This window comes from Bradyrhizobium sp. BLXBL-01, from assembly GCF_051853025.1.
Classification (GTDB): domain Bacteria; phylum Pseudomonadota; class Alphaproteobacteria; order Rhizobiales; family Xanthobacteraceae; genus Bradyrhizobium.
The window spans coordinates 5,249,464-5,265,814 of sequence record NZ_CP182471.1 but is presented as its reverse complement, the minus strand read 5'-3'; the positions used below and the strand labels follow the sequence as shown (position 1 = coordinate 5,265,814).

At 65.5% G+C, this 16,351-nt stretch carries 15 protein-coding genes; 6 read left to right on the top strand and 9 right to left on the bottom strand.

The features are described 5' to 3' along the window. The first annotated feature begins 2 nt into the window (after positions 1 to 2). From ACNJYA_RS24630 to ACNJYA_RS24610, 5 genes are read left to right on the top strand one after another with little or no spacing between them, the layout of a single operon-like run. Complete coding sequence (locus tag ACNJYA_RS24630) at positions 3 to 782, top strand: molecular chaperone TorD family protein (protein WP_439400862.1); 780 nt, start codon at positions 3 to 5, stop codon at positions 780 to 782. Positions 783 to 811: 29 nt separating this feature from the next. Further along, on the top strand, positions 812 to 1,021 hold the full coding sequence (locus ACNJYA_RS24625) for a twin-arginine translocation signal domain-containing protein (protein WP_260383078.1): 210 nt from the start codon (positions 812 to 814) through the stop codon (positions 1,019 to 1,021). Between the two features lie 15 nt (positions 1,022 to 1,036). After that, on the top strand, positions 1,037 to 3,979 hold the full coding sequence (locus tag ACNJYA_RS24620; protein ID WP_439400861.1) for a formate dehydrogenase subunit alpha: 2,943 nt from the start codon (positions 1,037 to 1,039) through the stop codon (positions 3,977 to 3,979). A 13-nt stretch (positions 3,980 to 3,992) separates the two neighbouring features. Beyond that, positions 3,993 to 4,589 (top strand): formate dehydrogenase FDH3 subunit beta, encoded by a 597-nt coding sequence (gene fdh3B / locus ACNJYA_RS24615; protein WP_027571966.1) that lies wholly within the window; start codon positions 3,993 to 3,995, stop codon positions 4,587 to 4,589. Positions 4,590 to 4,629: 40 nt separating this feature from the next. Beyond that, positions 4,630 to 5,631, top strand: a complete 1,002-nt coding sequence (locus tag ACNJYA_RS24610) for a formate dehydrogenase subunit gamma (RefSeq protein WP_212256719.1) — start codon at positions 4,630 to 4,632, stop codon at positions 5,629 to 5,631. A gap of 27 nt (positions 5,632 to 5,658) precedes the next feature. On the opposite strand, the gene ACNJYA_RS24605 is transcribed toward ACNJYA_RS24610, so the two are convergent. After that, complete coding sequence (locus ACNJYA_RS24605) at positions 5,659 to 5,862, bottom strand: hypothetical protein (protein ID WP_439400860.1); 204 nt, start codon at positions 5,860 to 5,862, stop codon at positions 5,659 to 5,661. Between the two features lie 299 nt (positions 5,863 to 6,161). On the opposite strand from ACNJYA_RS24605, the gene ACNJYA_RS24600 reads away from it, so the two are divergent. Next, positions 6,162 to 7,196 carry a HoxN/HupN/NixA family nickel/cobalt transporter gene (locus tag ACNJYA_RS24600; RefSeq protein WP_439403467.1) on the top strand — a complete coding sequence of 345 codons (1,035 nt, stop codon included), beginning with the start codon at positions 6,162 to 6,164 and terminating at the stop codon, positions 7,194 to 7,196. A gap of 34 nt (positions 7,197 to 7,230) precedes the next feature. On the opposite strand, the gene ACNJYA_RS24595 is transcribed toward ACNJYA_RS24600, so the two are convergent. The 8 genes from ACNJYA_RS24595 to ACNJYA_RS24560 are packed head-to-tail and all read right to left on the bottom strand — an operon-like array spanning position 7,231 to position 16,205. Further along, positions 7,231 to 8,295 (bottom strand): UDP-glucuronic acid decarboxylase family protein, encoded by a 1,065-nt coding sequence (locus ACNJYA_RS24595; RefSeq protein ID WP_439400859.1) that lies wholly within the window; start codon positions 8,293 to 8,295, stop codon positions 7,231 to 7,233. Positions 8,296 to 8,306: 11 nt separating this feature from the next. Beyond that, positions 8,307 to 9,431 (bottom strand): CgeB family protein, encoded by a 1,125-nt coding sequence (locus ACNJYA_RS24590; protein WP_439400858.1) that lies wholly within the window; start codon positions 9,429 to 9,431, stop codon positions 8,307 to 8,309. Further along, a complete protein-coding gene (locus ACNJYA_RS24585; RefSeq protein ID WP_439400857.1) occupies positions 9,428 to 10,516 on the bottom strand; it encodes a CgeB family protein in 1,089 nt (362 codons plus the stop codon). The genes ACNJYA_RS24590 and ACNJYA_RS24585 overlap by 4 nt, the downstream gene beginning before the upstream one ends. Continuing rightward, positions 10,513 to 11,643 carry a CgeB family protein gene (locus ACNJYA_RS24580; RefSeq protein ID WP_439400856.1) on the bottom strand — a complete coding sequence of 377 codons (1,131 nt, stop codon included), beginning with the start codon at positions 11,641 to 11,643 and terminating at the stop codon, positions 10,513 to 10,515. The genes ACNJYA_RS24585 and ACNJYA_RS24580 overlap by 4 nt, the downstream gene beginning before the upstream one ends. Beyond that, complete coding sequence (locus tag ACNJYA_RS24575; protein WP_439363602.1) at positions 11,640 to 12,752, bottom strand: glycosyltransferase family 4 protein; 1,113 nt, start codon at positions 12,750 to 12,752, stop codon at positions 11,640 to 11,642. Before ACNJYA_RS24575 ends, ACNJYA_RS24580 begins: the two co-directional genes overlap by 4 nt. Then, positions 12,749 to 14,035 carry a TIGR04295 family B12-binding domain-containing radical SAM protein gene (locus ACNJYA_RS24570; RefSeq protein WP_439363601.1) on the bottom strand — a complete coding sequence of 429 codons (1,287 nt, stop codon included), beginning with the start codon at positions 14,033 to 14,035 and terminating at the stop codon, positions 12,749 to 12,751. The genes ACNJYA_RS24575 and ACNJYA_RS24570 overlap by 4 nt, the downstream gene beginning before the upstream one ends. Next, complete coding sequence (locus ACNJYA_RS24565) at positions 14,032 to 15,093, bottom strand: NAD-dependent epimerase/dehydratase family protein (protein ID WP_439363600.1); 1,062 nt, start codon at positions 15,091 to 15,093, stop codon at positions 14,032 to 14,034. Before ACNJYA_RS24565 ends, ACNJYA_RS24570 begins: the two co-directional genes overlap by 4 nt. Continuing rightward, a complete protein-coding gene (locus ACNJYA_RS24560) occupies positions 15,093 to 16,205 on the bottom strand; it encodes an NAD-dependent epimerase/dehydratase family protein (protein ID WP_439363599.1) in 1,113 nt (370 codons plus the stop codon). Before ACNJYA_RS24560 ends, ACNJYA_RS24565 begins: the two co-directional genes overlap by 1 nt. Positions 16,206 to 16,351: the final 146 nt, after the last annotated feature.

Here is a 16,351-nt window from a genome sequence, read left to right as displayed (position 1 = left end):
ACGTGCGTGATGACGGACTTGATCGCGCGATCGATGCTGCGGGCGGCATCGCTCAGCTTGCACGCAAAATAGGCATCAGTCAGCCGTCCGTGTCGAATTGGACCCGTGTGCCCGCACAACGGGTGGTTGCGGTCGAGATGGCGACCGGCGTTTCCCGAAACGATCTGCGGCCCGATCTTTACGGCGAGCAAGCCGGCTCCGCCGAGTTCGTCGATCCCATCGACGCGGCGCGCGCGCGCGAATACGCGCTGCTGGCGGTGCTGCTGTCTGCGCCTCCGTCGAAGCGTCTGCTCGATCAACTCGCCGCGTTGAGCGGTGACGCGACGCCGCTCGGGCGCGCGCATGCGGCGCTCGCCGACGTCGCCTCGAGCGCCGTCCCGGCCAAAGTCGAGCGGGAATATTTCGACCTGTTCGTCGGGCTCGGCCGTGGCGAATTGCTGCCCTATGCCTCCTATTATCTCACGGGCTTTCTCAACGAACGGCCCTTGTCGCGCTTGCGCGGCGACCTGTTGACGCTCGGCATCGAGCGTATCGCCAACAATTCCGAACCCGAAGATCACGCCGCCATCCTGTGCGAGATCATGTCGGGTCTTGCCGATGGCCGCTTCGATGCCGCGCCCGAGGCGCAGCGTGCCTTCTTCGAAAAGCATGTTTCGCCCTGGATGGGGCGGCTGTTCGCCGACATGGAGAACGCGGGAGATGCCCGTTTCTATCGCGCAGTCGGTGCGCTCGGCCGCACCTTCATCGAAATCGAGACGGAAGCATTCACATTCGCCAGCTGACCGAGGCGCTTCGGTCCGGGAGAGATGCGATGAGTGACGAGACGAAAGCAAAGGTCGGACGCCGCGATTTCCTTCGCAAGGTCGGCTTGGGCACGGCCGGTGTCGGCGCGACGCTTGCGACGCCCTTGGTCGGGCCTGCCCAGGCCGACAGCGAAACCAACGATGACAAGCGCAAGGCGCGCTACAAGGAATCCGATCACGTCAAGACGTTCTACCGCGTCAACCGTTATCCGGCTTGAGAGGGGAGGCTGCCCGTGCTTATCAAGCGAACACACCAGCGTTCCGATCGCCGAGGTTCCGTGGCCGAATCCCTTGCGGGCCAAGGCGGGGGACTTGATCGCCGCACATTCCTGCGAAAGTCGGGCCTTGCCGGCGGCGCGCTCGCCGCGCTCGGGGCCATGCCGGTCGGCAACGTGCGCAAGGCGGAGGCGGCCGCAGCCGGCCCGCTCGCGGCCGGCGCCACCGTCAAGAAGAGCATCTGTACCCATTGCGCCGTGGGCTGCACGGTGACGGCGGAAGTGCTCAACGGCGTCTGGATTGGGCAGGAGCCGAGCTGGGATTCGCCGATCAACCGCGGCTCGCATTGCGCCAAGGGCGCGTCAGTGCGCGAGCTCGTGCACAGCGATCGCCGCCTGCGCTATCCGATGAAGCTGGTGAACGGGCAGTGGACGCGCGTGTCGTGGGACACGGCGGTGAACGAGATCGGCGACAAGCTGCTGCAGGTTCGCGAGAAGTCGGGCAGCGATTCCGTCTATTGGCTGGGCTCGGCCAAGATGACCAACGAAGGGGCCTACCTGTTCCGCAAGTTCGGCGCGTTCTGGGGCACCAACAACACCGATCACCAGGCGCGGATTTGCCACTCCACCACCGTCACCGGCGTCGCCAATACCTGGGGCTATGGCGCGATGACGAACAGCATCAACGACATGCGCAACTCCAAGACGATGCTGTTCATCGGCAGCAACGCGGCGGAAGCGCATCCCGTCAGCATGCAGCACCTGCTCGAATCCAAAGAGATCAACAAGGCGAATTTCATCGTCTTCGATCCGCGTCTGACGCGCACCGCGGCACATGCCACCGAATATGTCCGGATCCGTCCCGGCACCGACATTCCCGTGCTCTACGGCATGATGTGGCACATCCTGAAGAACGGCTGGGAGGACAAGGAATTCATCGCCCAGCGCGTCTACGGTTTCGACGACCTGCGCAAGGAGGTCGAGAAATGGAATCCGCAGGAGGTCGAGCGCGTCACCGGCGTGCCCGCCGCGCAGCTCGAGCGCGTCGCCAAGACGTTCGCCACGGTCAAGCCCGCGACCATCATCTGGTGCATGGGCCAGACCCAGCACACGGTCGGCACCGCCAACGTGCGGGCGAGCTGCATCGCGCTGCTGATGACGGGCAACGTCGGCAAGGCCGGGGCCGGCGCCAACATTCTGCGCGGCCATGACAACGTGCAGGGCGCGACCGACGTCGGCCTCGATATCGTGACGTTGCCGTTCTACTACGGCCTCGCGGAAGGCGCCTGGAAGCACTGGTCCCGGGTCTGGGAGGTCGATTACGACTATCTCGTCTCCCGCTTCGACGAGAAGAAGCAGATGGAGACGCCAGGCATCCCGCTCACGCGGTGGTTCGATGCCGCGCTGTTGCCCAAGGCCGACGTCGCGCAGAAGGACAACGTCAAGGCCGTGTTCGTGCAAGGCCACGCCAGCAACAGCATCACGCGCATTCCCGAATCGCTGAAGGGCCTGAAGGCGCTGGAACTGCTGGTGATCGCGGATCCGCACCCGACCACCTGGGCGGCCCTGGTGGTCGAGGCCGGGCGCAAGGACGGCGTCTATATCCTGCCCGTGGCCACGCAGTTCGAATGCACTGGATCGCGCGTCGCCTCCAACCGCTCGATGCAATGGGGCGAGCAGATCGTCAAGCCGATCTTCGAATCCAAGGACGACCTCGAGATCATCTATTTGATGGCGAAGAAGTTCGGCTTCGCCGACAAGATGTTCAAGAACATCAAGGTCGAGAACAATCTCCCGGTCGCCGAGGACGTGCTGCGCGAGATCAACCGTGGAAGCTGGTCGACCGGTTATTGCGGCCAGTCGCCGGAGCGCATCAAGGCGCACATGAAGAACCAGCACAAGTTCGACCTGGTGACGATGCGAGCGCCCAAGGACGATCCGGAAGTCGGCGGCGATTATTACGGCCTGCCTTGGCCGTGCTGGGGCGCGCCCGAGGTGAAGCATCCCGGCTCGCCGCTGCTCTACAACAACGATCTGCACGTCATGGACGGCGGCGGCGCATTCCGCCCGCGCTTCGGCATCGAACGCGAGGAGAAGCTGCCGGACGGCACGACGCGCAAGGTGAGCCTGCTCGCCGACAAGTCCTTCTCCAAGGGCTCGGAGATCGAGGACGGCTATCCCGAGTTCACGCTGGCAAGCCTGAAGAAGCTCGGTTGGGACAAGGATCTCACCGAGGCTGAAATGGCGACGATCCAGCGGGTCAACTCGGCCAATCCGGATGCGGTGTCCTGGGCGCTCGACCTCTCCGGCGGCATCCAGCGCGTCGCGCTGAAGCATGGCTGCGTGCCGTTCGGCAACGGCAAGGCGCGCATGAATGCGTTCGGTCTGCCGGACCCGATCCCGGTGCATCGCGAGCCGATCTACACGCCGCGCGTCGACCTCGTCGAGAAATATCCGACCTTGCCCGACGCCAAGCAGTTCCGCCTGCCCAACATCGGCTTCTCGGTGCAGAAGGCGGCGGTGGAGAAGGGGATCGCCAAGCAGTTTCCGCTGATCCTGTCCTCCGGGCGTCTCGTCGAATACGAAGGCGGCGGCGAGGAAACCCGCACCAATCCGTGGCTCGCCGAATTGCAGCAGGACATGTTCATCGAGATCAGCCCGGCCGATGCCGCCGATCGCGGCATCAAGGACGGCGGCTGGGTCTGGGTGAGCGGCGCCGAGAACAATTCCCGTGCCCGGATGAAGGCGCTGGTGACCGAACGCGTCGGCAAGGGCGTCGCCTGGATGCCGTTCCATTTCGGCGGCTGGCTCGGCGGCAACGACCTGCGCAAGAACTATCCCGCCGGCACCGATCCGATCGTGCTGGGCGAGAGCGCCAACACGATCACGAGCTACGGCTACGATCCTGCAACGGGCATGCAGGAGCCGAAGGTCACGCTTTGTCAGATCGTCGCAGCCTGAGAGGAGCACGCACATGGCTCGGATGAAATTTCTCTGCGACGCTGATCGCTGCATCGAGTGCAACGCCTGCGTCACCGCCTGCAAGAACGAGCACGAGGTGCCCTGGGGCATCAACCGGCGGCGCGTCGTCACCATCAACGACGGCAAGCCGGGCGAGCGCTCGATCTCGATGGCCTGCATGCACTGCACGGACGCGCCCTGCGCGGCGGTGTGTCCGGTGAACTGCTTCTACACCACGGCAGATGCGGTGGTGCTGCACTCCAAGGACCTCTGCATCGGTTGCGGCTATTGCTTCTACGCCTGTCCGTTCGGCGCGCCGCAATATCCGAAGGTCGGAAACTTCGGCTCGCGCGGCAAGATGGACAAATGCACCTATTGCGCCGGCGGCCCGGAGGCCGACGGCAGCAAGGAGGAATACGAGAAATACGGTGCGAACCGGCTGGCCGAAGGCAAGCTGCCGCTGTGTGCCGAGATGTGCTCGACCAAGTCCTTGCTTGCCGGCGACGGCGAGATCATCGCGCAGATTTACAAGGAGCGCGTCATGAAGCGCGGCTACGGCTCGGGTGCGTGGGGCTGGAAGACCGCATATCGCGAGACAATCGAGTCCTGACGTGGGCAGCTGACGGGCGCGCAAGACCGGGGAGGACGTGATGGCGTCGTTTGGAAGGTTCGTTCGTCTGGCGCTGGGCGCCTGGGCGCTGCTTTTGTTGGTGAACATGGCGCCCGCGAGCGCTCAGCAGGTCAACCCGACCGCGAGCTCGGTCAAGGAGCAGCAGCTCCTGCAGGAGCTCAACCGGATCCAGGGCCGCGTCAGTATTCCCGATCAGCGCTCCGGCGTGCTCGAGCAGCCGCAGGGACGGGAATGGCGGGAATTCCGCAATGTGACGCTGCGCTGGATCGGCGGCATCGCCATCCTCGGCGCGATCGCGGCCGTCGTGATCTTCTATCTCACCGTCGGGATGGTGCGTCTCGAAGCCGGACGGTCCGGCCGCACCATCGTGCGCTTCAACGCCTTCGAGCGGTTCGTGCACTGGCTGACGGCGACCTGCTTCATCGTGCTGGCCATTTCCGGGCTGAACATCACGTTCGGCCGGCCGCTCTTGCTGCCGCTGATCGGTTTCGAAGCGTTCTCGGAATGGTCGCAATGGGCCAAGTACGCGCACAATTATCTGAGCTTCCCGTTCACTCTCGGCGTCGTCCTGATCTTCCTGATGTGGATCGGCGGCAATATCCCGAACAAGGTGGATATCGAATGGGCCAAGCGCGGCGGCGGGCTGATCGGACATGACCATCCGCCGGCTTACCGCTTCAACGGCGGCCAGAAGATGATCTACTGGATCGTCGTGATCGGCGGCGCACTGGTCGCAGCGTCGGGCTACGCCCTGATGTTCCCGTTCTACGGCACGGGGATCGAGGGCATGCAAATGGCCCAGATCGTTCACTCCATCGTGGCGGTCCTGTTCGTCGCGGCGATGATCGGGCACATCTATATCGGCACGATCGGCATGGAAGGCGCGTTCGAGGCCATGGGCTCGGGCGAAGTCGACGTCAACTGGGCGCGCGAGCACCATAGCCTCTGGCTCGACGAGCAGAAGGCGCGAACGGGACCGAACGACGGGCAGCCGCAACCCGCGACCGCAGCGGCCGAATAGGGCGATCCTCGACGCAGACGCGCCGGCCTACCGCGCCGGCTCTTTCGCAAACAAGACGGAGCGATCCTGCAGCTCCTGCTCGGGAAGCTGGTCGGCCTTTCCTGTCTGCATGTCTTGAATGGACTCCATGCCGTGCTGACCGAAATGAGGCACGGCATGCGGCCTGAACACGCTGTTGGCCGCACCGGCGAGAAGCATGGCTGCAATAAGCGAGAGCATGAGGAGTTTCATGCGCGTCTCCGTCTGCCATCTCCACCCGGCACGATGAATACATCCGGATCGTCAAACCCGATGTGAGCCGCTTCACAACGATCGGTTCCACTTGTGTGGAGACAGAGCCTGTTCTGGAAGCCGAATTCTTCCATCAGGCCAGCCATTTGGCTCCCATTCCGTCGGTTCGTCAGGCGTCAGCGCGCAACTGGTCCGGCTCTTGCTCTTGCCAGTATGAGAGATTTTGATAAACCTCATACCGTAAAGGCGGGCGAATGGAACGAGCAGCGATGCGGACTTTGCGGGCGGTCGAGCCCGGAATGGTGGCGCTGCTCGGCGGGCTCGTCGCCGCCAATCTCGCCGCGTGGGCCTGGGCCTTCACGCTGTTCGGCGAGCGGCCGACGGTGATGGCGACCGCGTTGCTGGCCTGGGTGTTCGGCCTGCGCCACGCCGTCGATGCCGACCACATTGCCGCGATCGACAACGTCGTGCGCAAGCTGATGCATGCCGGTGAGACGCCGCGCAGCGTCGGCCTCTATTTCGCGCTCGGCCATTCCACCGTGGTTGTGGTGGCGACCATGCTGCTGGCACTGGGCGTCGTGAGCCTTGGCGGCGACAGCCTGCTCAAGGAGGTCGGCGGCCTCATCGGCACCTCGGTCTCGGCGCTGTTCCTGCTCGCGGTTGCCGCGATCAATCTCGTCATTTTCGCCGGCCTGTGGCGGACGTTTCGCGCGGCGCGGGAGCAGGGCGTTCACGACGCTGCGCAGCTCGATGCGCTGCTTGCCGGCCGCGGCGTGCTGGCGCGGCTGCTCGGCCCGATGTTCCGCCTGGTGACGAAGCCGTGGCACATGTACCCGCTCGGCTTCCTGTTCGGCCTCGGCTTCGACACCGCCACCGAGATCAGCCTGCTCAGCATCTCCGCCAGCGAAGCCGCGCGCGGCGCCTCGCTCGCCGACGTGCTGGTTTTCCCCGCGCTGTTCGCTGCAGGCATGGCGCTGGTCGACGCTGCGGATTCCGCGCTGATGGTGAGCGCCTATCGCTGGGCCTTCGTCGATCCCCTGCGCAAGCTCTGGTACAATCTCACGATCACCGGCGCCTCCGTCGCGGTCGCGCTGTTCATCGGCGGCATCGAGGCGCTCGGCCTGATCAGCGATCGGCTCGGCCTCTCCGGCGGCGCATGGGCGCTGGTCGAGGACCTCAACGAGTCGCTTGCCAATGTCGGCTTTGTCGTGATCGCGCTGTTCGCGGCCGCATGGCTCGTCTCGGTCGTGCTCTATCGCCGCATGTTCGCGAACGGCCGTCGCCGCGCCGGCACCAAGGTTCTGGAATGCACTGATGCGACCGAGGCGGCCTAGGCTGCCCGACCTACGCGACCGTTCGAGCGACGTCTTACGACTGCTCGGACATCGTCAGCCGGGCGCGTGCGGGTTGGCGCGTCCTGCGCGCGGCAATGGCCGGCACGAGCGTGGGCGGTTCCCCGGCGAGGCGGAGCGCAAAATAGGCAATGGTCGCCTGAAGCCCGTCCTTCAGCGCCACCTTCGGACGCCATCCCAGGATCTTCTCGGCGGCATCGATCACAGGCTTGCGTCGCCTGGGATCGTCCTTCGGCAGGGGCTCGAAGCGCAGCGGGGAGGCCGATTCGGTGCATGCCAGCACTTCACGGGCGATCGCCTCGATCGTGACCTCGTGCGGATTGCCGAGATTGCACGGACCGCTGACCGAGGCGGGGCTCTCCATCAGGAGTTGTAGCCCCCGCACCAGATCGTCGACGAAGCAGAAGCTGCGGGTTTGCGTGCCCTGGCCGTAGATCGTGATCGGCTCTCCGCGCAGCGCCTGCACGATGAAGTTGGAGACGACGCGGCCGTCATTCTCGAGCATGCGCGGCCCGTAGGTGTTGAAGATGCGCGCGACCTTGATCTCCGTCCCGTGCATACGCCGGTAGTCGAACATCAGCGTCTCCGCAGCGCGCTTGCCCTCGTCGTAGCAGGCCCGCGGCCCGATCGGATTGACGTTGCCGAGATAGGATTCCGGCTGCGGATGCACCTCCGGGTCGCCGTAGACCTCGCTGGTTGAGGCCTGAAGGATCCGGGAGCCCTTCTGCCGCGCCAGTTCGAGCAGGTTGATCGAGCCGAGCACACAGGTCTTCATCGTCGCGACCGGATCGACTTGATAGTGGCGGGGCGAAGCCGGGCAGGCGAGGCTGTAGATCCGGTCGATCTCGCCCTCGATCTTGATGGGATCGCGCACGTCATGCTCGATGAAGCGGAAGTTCGGATGATTGAGCAGGGGCCGGATGTTGTCGGTGGTTCCCGTGAACAAATTGTCCAGGCAGATCACCATGCTGCCGCGTTGCAGGAGCGCGTCGCAGAGATGCGATCCGATGAAGCCGGCGCCGCCGGCGACCAGAACCGTCGGCGAGCGGAGGGACGCGTGGATGCGGGTCTGGAGCGTCATGATGTGGCCTTTCAGAGTTGGGCGACCTGCATGGGGCGAACGACGGGGAGTGGCGCCGCCTTGCGGCGGCGCCGCGCGGCTGCCTCGGCGTAATAGGTCTCCAGCTGCCGCGCGCGATGGTCGGGGGTGTGATCGGCGAGGACTCGCTGCCGCGCGTTGTGGGCGATCGTGCGCCGTTGCTCGTCCGGCATGTCGCGCAGGATCTCGACGACCTCGCGTGGGCTGGTTGCCAGCAAAATTTCCTTCGACGGCGCGAAGATCGTCTCGATCCCGGGCCAGCGGTCCGAGATCACGGGCGTGCCGCAGGCAGCGGCTTCGAACAGCCGGACGCTCGGGGAGAAGCCCAGCGCCTTCATGTCGGCGCGGGTGGCGTTCAGCGTGAAACGCTGCGCCGCGTAGAACTCCGGATGCTGCTTCGGCGAGAGGTGCTCGATCCGGGCGACGTTGGCGGGCCAGGCGATGTCTTCCGGATATTGCGCGCCGGCGACGACGAATTGATCCGACGGCAGCGTGCGCGCCGGTGCAAGCAGCAGCTCGTCGAGAACGGGCTGCCGGTCCTCGCTGTAGGTCCCGAGATAGCCGAGCGCCCATTTCGGCTGCGCCTGCTTCGGTGCGTAGGTCTCCGCATCCGCGCTGCAATAAAGCACGCGCGCGAGCGGACTGCCGTAGCTCTGCTCGATCATGCCGGGCACCGGTCCGCCGGTGAAGGAGAGATAGAGATCGAAGCGTGGGATCATTGCCGCCGAGAGATAGTCGAGTCCCTGCTCCAGCCGCGCCAGGGTAACAGGCGTGTCGATGTCGTAGAACGCCGTGACGCCCCTCGCGTGGGTCGTGGTCCATTCGGCGATCGCGATGCCGTCAGGAACGTATGAGCCGATGATCACCAGATCGGCATCGCGGATCAGCTTGCCGAACTGGCGCGGAACATCCTTTAAGGATTGGTACAACTCGACCGTCCAGGCAGAGGGCTTGGTCAGGTCGCGGTGATCCCGATACCAGTGCACGTCCCGCTCCAGGAACGTGACTCGGTGACCTCGTCGCGCCAGCGCTTCGATCAGGGCGCGGTAGGTCGTCGCATGACCGTTGCCCCAGGACGAAGTGACCGAAAGACCGATGACGACGATGGAGAGATTCATTCTGCTGCCTCGATTCGGGAGCTGTTGGCGACGAAGAGATCGTTGAACTGGCGGGCGCGCTGCCGATAGGTGTGCTGGCTGAGGATGCGTGCGCGGGCGCGGCGGGTGATCGACCGGGCTCGCTCCGGATTGAGCGTGGCGAGGTGCTCTGCCACCTCGGCCCCGTCAGCGGCGACCAGCACCTCGCGGCCGGGATCGAGGAAATGATCGATGCCGGCCCATTGGTCGGTGATCAGGCAGGCGCCGGCGCCGATCGCTTCGAACACACGCGTTGGCGGGGAGAAACCGTAGCGCGCCATGCTGTCGCGATTGACGTTGAGCGTGGCGAGCCCGGAGCCGAAGAACGCGTTGTGATCGGCGGTGCCGACATGGCCGACCTTGCGCAGATTGGCGGAGGCGTCCTTGTCGTCCCAGCCGGAGCCGCCGAGCACGAAGGACTTTTCAGGCAGGCGGCGCGCGACGTCGAGGAAGAAATGCTCGACGCGCGTCTCGCGGTCGGGCAGGCGGTTCGCCAGCAGGCTGAGATCGCAGGCGAAGCGTGGATTGGACGGCGAGGGAAAATGCGTGGCCGGATCGAGCGCGTTGTAGATCGGCACGCAGTCCCGCGCGCCCACAGATCGATACGCGGATACGACGGGCTCGCCGCCGCCATAGGTCAGGACCATGTCGTAGCACGGGATCGCGCGGCGCAGATGATGCTGCGGATCGCTTTCCATCGCCTCGAGCGTGGCGGGAGCATCGACGTCCCAATAGATCCGCGTCAGCCGCGAGGGCAGCTCGGCGACGGCGTTCTCCAGCTCGAGATCAAAGACGCCGACGCCGCTGGCCTTGACCAGCATGTCGGCCGATTGTGCGGCGGTGTCGAGCGAGCGGCGCCAGCCGTCCGCGGTCGCGGGATAGACGACCACCCTAGCCCAATCCGGCTCGTCGATGTCGCGATGCGACTGGCGCTCGAAGGCGTCCGGTTCGTAGAAGGTGACCTCGTGGCCGAGCGCTGCGATCTCCTTCAGCATGCCGCGATAGTAGGTGGCGGCGCCATTCCAATAGGACGAGACGAGGCTGGATCCGAAGAAGCAGATCTTCATGCAACGGCTCCGATGTCGTGCTGAGGCCGTGCCGAGCGGCCCGAATCCCTGAGGTCGGTGACGATGTCGATGAGCTGCTCGGCGCGGTGGCGGCAGGTATGACGATCCCTGATGACCTTCAGGCCGGTCGCCACCATCGCGGCAGAGAATTGGGGATCGTCGATGACGGTCCGAAGCGCATGCTTCATCTGCGCGCCATCGGCAACGCTGAGATAGGCGCCCTCGGGGAACAGGCCTTCCGCATCCGACCAGGGTGCTGAAACCAGGGGAATGCCGCAGGCCAGCGCCTCGAACACGCGGATGGTCGGGATGCCCGGAAGCAGGGCGACGTAAGGCCCGCGCGGCACATGGATGGTCGCGCGCGCACCGGCGAAGGCGACGGGGGCCCAGTGCGCCGGCAGCCAGCCGCCATAACGAATGCCTGCGCTCCGGATGGTGTGGAGCGCGTCATCGGAGTAACGGACGCCATGAACGCTGGCGCGGAGCTTCAGCTCCGCCACGGGCTTGACCAGGAACTCGTTCAGCTCGGCGCTGCGCTCGCCGTCGCCCCAATTGCCGATCCAGACCAGATCGTCGGTCCGCTCGACCTGCGGCAGCGGATGATACAGCGCGACATCGGCGGCCTCGTGCCAGGTGAAGACCCGGTCGGCCCAGCCGAGCTTCAGATAGATCTGCCGAAGCACCTCGCCGAAAGCGAGCACGCCATCGAATCCGTCGAGATCGAATTGCGCAAGCTCCTCGGGTGCGCTGACCGCGCGGTGATGGGTGTCGTGAAACAGCAGGGTGAAGGACGCGCCTTGCGCCCGCCTGCGCCCGATCTGCGCGATGAGGTCGGGCGAATTCCATTCGTGCACGATGACGAGATCGGCGCCGTCAAGCGCCCGCGCGAGATCGAGGCCGGTATCGTAGCGGCGGATGTCGATGCCGGAAAAGAGCACGGGAATGTCGTCCATGGCATGACTGCCGCCTTCGCGGATCGCGTTCAGCCGGCTCCAGCCGTCGATGGGTTCGAACACGACGACCTCGTGTCCGAGCGCATGGAGCTCGCGCGCATAGCCACGGAGGAAATGCGCGTTGCCGTTGTTCCAGCAGGAGGTGAAGGCATGGTAGAACAGGACGCATTTCATGCGCGCACCTCGATCTGGCTAGCCGCCGCGCTCGTCCGGCTGGATGCGATCAGGTCCTGGTAGAGCCCGAGATAAGCGCTCGTCATGCGCGTCAAGGAATAGGTCAGGGATTGCTCGTAGGCAGCGCGCTGCAGCTTTGCTCGACCCCTATCGTCAGCGCAAAGCTCTGCCAGTGTCCGATGCAGCGCGACGCTGTCGGCGGGATCGACGAACAAGGCGGCGCCGCGCCACAATTCCCGGAACGTCGGGATGTCGGAGAGGACCAGCGCGCAGCCCGCGGCAGCGGCTTCCAGCACCGAAAGGCCGAACGGTTCATAGAGTGCGGGGCTGACGAAGATCGCTGCATGCTGCAAGCGCGCCTCCAGCGCACCGTGCGGCAGCTCTCCGAGCCAGGTGACGTCAGCTGGCAGACGTGCGTCGATAGGACCGGCCACCTCGACCGGCCAATCCAGCCCGGGCGCGGCGGTGGCGAGCGCTTCGATGTTCTTGGCACGATCCCACAGCCGTCCCGCCGCGAAAATCACGCCCTGCTTTCGTCCAGAAGGGGCGCGTGGCGCAATTCCGTTCCAGATCACCGCGCCGCGCGATCGCGGCTGGTAGATCGCGGTGATGTCGTCGTGGAAGGCCCGGCTCGGACAGACCCAGGCCTGCGTGATGTCGAGCGCCGCGGCGACCCGCTCGCTGTAGCGGCGCCATCTGGGTTCGCCGAGCCAGGCCGTATCGTGGCAGGCGAGCGCCCAGGAGTTCACGCAGGAATGCGCCACCAGTACGGTCGGGGCGTGCCAGGCAAAGGTCGCCTCGCGAAAGCTGTTCAGATGCACGACATCAGGCACCAATCTGGCTTCGAGGTTCGCAAGCACGCGCCTTGCGTCGGAGACGTTCCGCCCCTCCGGGTCCTGCCATTCGAGTGCGAGGTCCGTCTCGATCAGGTGCACACTGGTCTCACGCAGCATCTGACGCTGATCGACACGCGCCCGCGGGCCCAGCGTCACGAGCGTGACGTCGGCCCCGGACGCAGCGAGACTGGCGGCGAGGGCGCAGGAATAGGTCCAGACGCCGCCGACCGTGTCGGTCGTGATCATGACCCTGATGTCGGCGCCACGGCTCATGAGGCCACCTGGAGTTCGAGGGTGTCGAGCGGGACCGGGCGATCGTTCTGCACGTCGCTGAACTGGTCGAACATCGCGAGATAGTGCCGGTGCGCGCGCTCCCAGGCGACATCGTCGGGCTCGCCCCAGAGCTTCCGGTAGTCGGGCGAGCCGGGATAGGGATAGAGCGGCACCGGATCGTTGGCCCAGACGCCGGCATCCTGCATGGTGCGGCGCCAGCGCTGCACGACGGGATCGTCGTCCTCGGGCACCTCGATCAGATTGGCCTGCACGAAGGGGACGTGGCGGCGGGCTTCGACCAGCCGGCCCGCGAGCTGATCCGTCGTCATCTTGCAGTTCTTGGCCAGGGCCGCGCGCCCTTCCACGGTGAGGCTCTCGATGCCGGCTTCGATCGAGACGCAGCCGGCGCGCCCGAGTAGGGCGAGCATGTCGGGCTTCCACAAATCGATCCGCGTCTGCACGCCGAACTTCAGCCCGCGCGTCGTCAGGCCCTCCAGGAGCTCGCGATTGGGAAGAAAGATCTCGTCGATGAAGTAGACGTACTCGATGCCGTGACGGCGCAGACGATCGATCTCGTCGAGAATGATCGCGGGCGGCCGCTTCCGATAGGCGTTGCGGAAATTCTCCTTGGCGCAGAATGTGCAATTGTAGGGGCAGCCGCGCGAGGCCTCCACCTCGGCGCCCGGCGCCATCGGCTCGGCCTCGAAGCGGTGATGATGGTGATGGTGACGCCGGATCATCTCGCCCGGCCATTCGAGCACGGGCTGATCGTTGAACGCGACCACCTGTGGGCCGTCATTGACCCGGAGCGAAGCACCGTCGGCGAAGCACAGGCCGGGAAAGTCCCGTTCGCCATTGGCGAGCCGCAGCAGCGACGACTCGCACTCGCCCATCACCACGATGTCGACGCCGAGCTTCTTCAGGGCGGTCTTCGGCGTGGTCGAGCCATGCGGGCCGACCGCGATCAGGGTCGGCGCGAGGTCCCGCACCGCGATTGCGAGCTGCTGGGGCACGCGCAGCTCGGGTGGCGCGCAGCGCCAGAACAGATAGGTCGGTGCGGTGGTGAAGACGATCTGGTCGGGACCAAAGGCGCGCAGCTCGGCCTCGATCTCAGGGAGGGAGAGATCGAACATATGCGCATCGAGCAGCAGCGTGTTGTGGCCCGCCACCTTCAGATAATGCTCGGAGATGCCGAGCTCGAGTGGCAGGTGAGGCGAGCGGCAGCCAAAATAGATGCTGCCCGAAAAATCCCAGTTGGGATTGATGAGGGCGACCCGCGTCATGCCAGGGCCTCGCTTCTGTCCTGTGATCCGAAGCGGCTGTCGAGCCAGGTGTGGAGTGAGCGCAGGCCGTCGGCGAGGGGCATTTGCGGCGCCCAGCCGAGCGCGGCGGCGAGCGCGCGCGTGTCGGTCACGTACCAGGGCTGATCGCCCGGTCGCCAGTCCGCAAAGCGATAGCTGATCTTGCGGCCCGTCAGCTCGGTGATGTGGTCGATCAACTCCAGCAGGCTGACCGCATTCGCCGGACCGCCGCCGAGATTGAAGACGCGCCCGCGGGCCAGCGCGATGTGGTCGAGCGCCTTAAGCCAGGCGCTCACCGCGTCCGACACGTGCAGCGCGTCGCGGACCTGCTTGCCGTCGCCGTAGATCGTCAGCGGATTGCCGCTGATGGCGCTGAGCAGGAAGTGCGCGATCCAGCCCTGATCCTCGGTGCCGAATTGCCGCGGCCCGTAGATGCAGCTCATGCGCATCACCACGGTCTGCAGCCCGAACACCCGGGCATAGTCGTGCACGTATTGATCGGCGGTCCCCTTGGAGCAGCCATAGGGGCTGTAGAAATCCAGCGGCGCGTTCTCCGAAATGCCCCCCGCGAGCAGATCATTGACCGGCGTGTAGCGTCGGTCGGTGAGTGCGATCTCGCTGTCCTCGATCAGGCGCCCATAGACCTTGTTGGTCGAGGCAAAGATCACCGGGGCCGAAGCGTTGTGCAGGCGAACGGCTTCCAGCACGTTCAGCGTGCCGCGCGCATTGACCTCGAAGTCGGCCGAGGGATCGCTGACGCTGTCGGTCACCGCGACCTGGGCTGCGAGGTGCAGCACGGCCCGCGCTTCGCGCACGGCGTCGATCACCGGAATGGGGTCGCGGATATCGGCCAAAGTGATCGTGACGCGGTCGCCATGCCGGGATTTCAGCCATTGCGCGTTCTCGCGCACGCCGGCGCGGGCGAGATTGTCCAGCACCAGCACGCGATCGCCCCGCTCGGCGAGACGGTCGGCGAGATTGCAGCCGATGAAGCCGCAGCCGCCGGTGACCAGGACGGGCCTGTTGTCTTGCTCACTCATCACGCGACCAACCCTCGTTGCAGCAGCTCACGGGTCGCCCGTTCTGCCTGATCGTCGGCGATCTGGTCGGCGAGGTACCCGGCGAGCTCTTCAAGGCCGTCCTTGAACGCGACATGCGGCTCGAAGCCGAGCAGGTCGCGTGATTTGCCGATATCGGCGAAGCAGTGTCGGATGTCGCCGGCACGGTATTTTCGCGTGATCTCGGGATCGATCTCGCGCCGTCCCATCACCTGCGCCAGATCCTCGGCCACCGACAGAATGGTGCGGCTCTGACCCGAGCCGACGTTGAAGACGTCCTGGGCATGGTCGGATTCGAGCGCCATGCGGCAGGCGCGCGCGACGTCATGCACGTGGACGAAATCGCGCCGCTGCAGGCCGTCTTCGAAGACGAGCGGCGGCCGGCCGTTGAGCAGCCGCGCGGCGAAGATGGCCAGCACGCCGGTATACGGATTCGACAGCGCTTGCCGCGGACCGAACACGTTGAAGAAGCGCATGCCGACGGTCGGAATGCCGTAGGCCTTGCCTGTGATCAGGCACATGCGCTCCTGCGCATATTTGTTCAGGGCGTAGATCGAGCTCAGCGACGGCTGCTTGGTCTCAGGGGTGGGCACGGGATCGAGCGCATGGCCTGCATGATCCCGCAATTCCCACTCGCCCTTGCGAAGCTGCTCGATCGGTCGTTCGTCGCCGGCGACGACGCTTCCAACGGCATCACGATACAGGCCTTCGCCGTAGATGCTCATCGAGGATGCCACCACCAGCCGTGCGACCGGTCGCCTGGCGAGCGCCTGCAGCAGCACGGCGGTGCCAAGCTCGTTCGTCCTGACATAGGGCTCGATGTCGTACATGCTCTGGCCGACGCCGACGGCGGAGGCGAGATGCAGGACCATGTCGGCGCCGCGCAAGGCCTGTTCGACCGTGGCGGCATCGGTGACGTCGCCGACCACGAGCTCGGCGTCGTCGGCGAGATAGGCGGGACGCTGACGGTTGCCGCCATGCACCTGTGGAGAGAGATTGTCGAGAAGGCGGACCTCGTAGCCGGCCGCAAGCAGCACGTCCGCCGTATGCGAACCGATGAATCCCGCGCCCCCAGTGATCAATACTCGCGTCATTCACCGCTCCGTGCCGCATGGGACCGATCCGTTCGGACCGGCCGATGATGAGAGTTGAAGCGCGCTTTGCTCGGTCGGGCGACCTGCGCGCCAGTCACGTCTGGGAATTAGAAGCGGTGCTAGGAATGTTCGTTCCTGCGAAACCT

Coding starts and splice junctions, on each gene's coding strand:
- ACNJYA_RS24625 (WP_260383078.1), top strand. CDS start 812: ATGAGTGACGAGACGAAAGCAAAGGTCGGACGCCGCGATTTCCTTCGC.
- fdh3B (WP_027571966.1), top strand. CDS start 3,993: ATGGCTCGGATGAAATTTCTCTGCGACGCTGATCGCTGCATCGAGTGC.
- ACNJYA_RS24610 (WP_212256719.1), top strand. CDS start 4,630: ATGGCGTCGTTTGGAAGGTTCGTTCGTCTGGCGCTGGGCGCCTGGGCG.
- ACNJYA_RS24605 (WP_439400860.1), bottom strand. CDS start 5,862: ATGAAACTCCTCATGCTCTCGCTTATTGCAGCCATGCTTCTCGCCGGT.
- ACNJYA_RS24600 (WP_439403467.1), top strand. CDS start 6,162: ATGGTGGCGCTGCTCGGCGGGCTCGTCGCCGCCAATCTCGCCGCGTGG.
- ACNJYA_RS24595 (WP_439400859.1), bottom strand. CDS start 8,295: ATGACGCTCCAGACCCGCATCCACGCGTCCCTCCGCTCGCCGACGGTT.
- ACNJYA_RS24590 (WP_439400858.1), bottom strand. CDS start 9,431: ATGAATCTCTCCATCGTCGTCATCGGTCTTTCGGTCACTTCGTCCTGG.
- ACNJYA_RS24585 (WP_439400857.1), bottom strand. CDS start 10,516: ATGAAGATCTGCTTCTTCGGATCCAGCCTCGTCTCGTCCTATTGGAAT.
- ACNJYA_RS24580 (WP_439400856.1), bottom strand. CDS start 11,643: ATGAAATGCGTCCTGTTCTACCATGCCTTCACCTCCTGCTGGAACAAC.
- ACNJYA_RS24575 (WP_439363602.1), bottom strand. CDS start 12,752: ATGAGCCGTGGCGCCGACATCAGGGTCATGATCACGACCGACACGGTC.
- ACNJYA_RS24570 (WP_439363601.1), bottom strand. CDS start 14,035: ATGACGCGGGTCGCCCTCATCAATCCCAACTGGGATTTTTCGGGCAGC.
- ACNJYA_RS24565 (WP_439363600.1), bottom strand. CDS start 15,093: ATGAGTGAGCAAGACAACAGGCCCGTCCTGGTCACCGGCGGCTGCGGC.
- ACNJYA_RS24560 (WP_439363599.1), bottom strand. CDS start 16,205: ATGACGCGAGTATTGATCACTGGGGGCGCGGGATTCATCGGTTCGCAT.